2 protein-coding genes are annotated in these 1,581 nt (G+C 41.4%); both read right to left on the bottom strand.

Annotated elements, in window-relative coordinates; genetic code table 11:
- The coding region (locus AAF462_11925) for a GTP-binding protein (protein ID MEM7009830.1) at positions 1-123 on the bottom strand (123 nt) is incomplete at its 3' end.
- Between the two features lie 33 nt (positions 124-156).
- Positions 157-1,581, bottom strand: a 1,425-nt coding sequence (gene fusA, locus AAF462_11920) for an elongation factor G (protein MEM7009829.1), incomplete at its 5' end; no start/stop codon positions are given.

Below are 1,581 nucleotides of genomic sequence, written 5' to 3'. Positions count from 1 at the left end.
TCCACCTGCCTTCTCTAGTACTTTTGTGATCGCCGCTGTCAATGTCGTCTTTCCGTGGTCTACGTGACCCACAGTTCCTATGTTTAAGTGCGGCTTACCTCTCTCAAATTTCTCCTTAGACATTTTCTCGCTTTCCTCCTAAAATAGTGACTAACATTAAACAGCCTGTAAATTTGTTTTCAAATCTTCGCTAAGTGATTGCGGCAGAGCTGAATACTGTCCAAATTCCATTGTAAAGTTTCCTCTTCCCTCAGTCATTGAGCGAAGCTCAGTGGCATATCCAAACATTTCAGAAAGTGGAACTTCAGCCTTAATAGCCTGCATACCGCCTCTTAGTTCTGAGCCCATAATTTTTCCTCTTCTAGAGCTCAGATTACCCATTACTGTTCCCATGAAATCCTCAGGAACAACAACTTCAACTTTCATCATCGGCTCTAAAATAATTGGCTTAGACTGCATTACCGCATCTTTAAAAGCCATAGAGCCTGCTACTTTAAAAGCCATCTCAGAGCTGTCCACATCATGGTATGAACCATCATATAGCTTAACAACCCAGTCAATTACCGGATAGCCAGCTATAACTCCAGTCTCTGAAGCTTCTTTAATTCCTTTTTCTACGGCAGGTATATACTCTTTTGGAATATTACCTCCCTTGATTTCATCTATAAATTCAACGCCCGCGCCCTCTTCGTTTGGCTCCATTCTAATCTTAACATGACCATATTGCCCGCGGCCACCTGTTTGCCTTACGAACTTAGCTTCAACATCGGCGTTCTTAGTAATTGTTTCTCTATATGCAACCTGCGGTTTACCCACATTAGCATCAACGTTAAATTCACGCTTTAAGCGGTCAACAATAATTTCCAAATGAAGCTCACCCATACCGGATATTAGAGTCTGCCCGGTTTCATCATCAAATCTTACTCTAAATGTTGGGTCTTCAAGGGAAATTTTGTTAAGTGATAATCCAAGTTTTTCTTGATCGGATTTAGTTTTTGGTTCAATGGCGATTGATATTACGGGTTCTGCAAAATGAAGGCTTTCTAAAAGGATTGGCTTATTCTCATCACAAAGTGTGTCACCTGTTGTAGATGACTTTAGCCCCACTGCAGCAACGATGCCGCCAGCTCCAATCTCCGTGATTTCCTCACGCTTATTGGAGTGCATTCTGACCAATCTGCCGATTTTTTCTCTTTTCATTTTAGTAGTGTTATAAACAGTGCTTCCTGATTTGAGCATTCCAGAATAGACTCTTAAGTATGTGAGCTGACCTACAAACGGGTCTGTCATAATTTTAAAAGCAAGTGCTGAGAACGGCTCTTCATCACTAGGACCTCTAGTATCTGCTTCTTCAGTATCAGGGTTTATGCCCTCTACTGCAGATAAATCAATTGGGGAAGGCATGTAGCTAACTACTGCATCTAAGAGGATCTGAACCCCTTTGTTTTTAAAGGCTGTTCCGAGCAATACAGGAACGATGCTCAGATCAATTGTAGCAGCTCTGATAGCTGCATGTATTTTATCTTCTGAAATAGGATCGCCGTTTAGGTAATTCTCCATTATCTCTTCGTCAAAATCTGC

It is taken from the genome of Thermodesulfobacteriota bacterium, assembly GCA_039028315.1.
Taxonomy (GTDB): Bacteria; Desulfobacterota_D; UBA1144; order Nemesobacterales; family UBA2774; genus CR02bin9.
The sequence above is the reverse complement of the archived record's forward strand: the minus strand, read 5'-3'. Positions and strand labels throughout refer to the sequence as shown.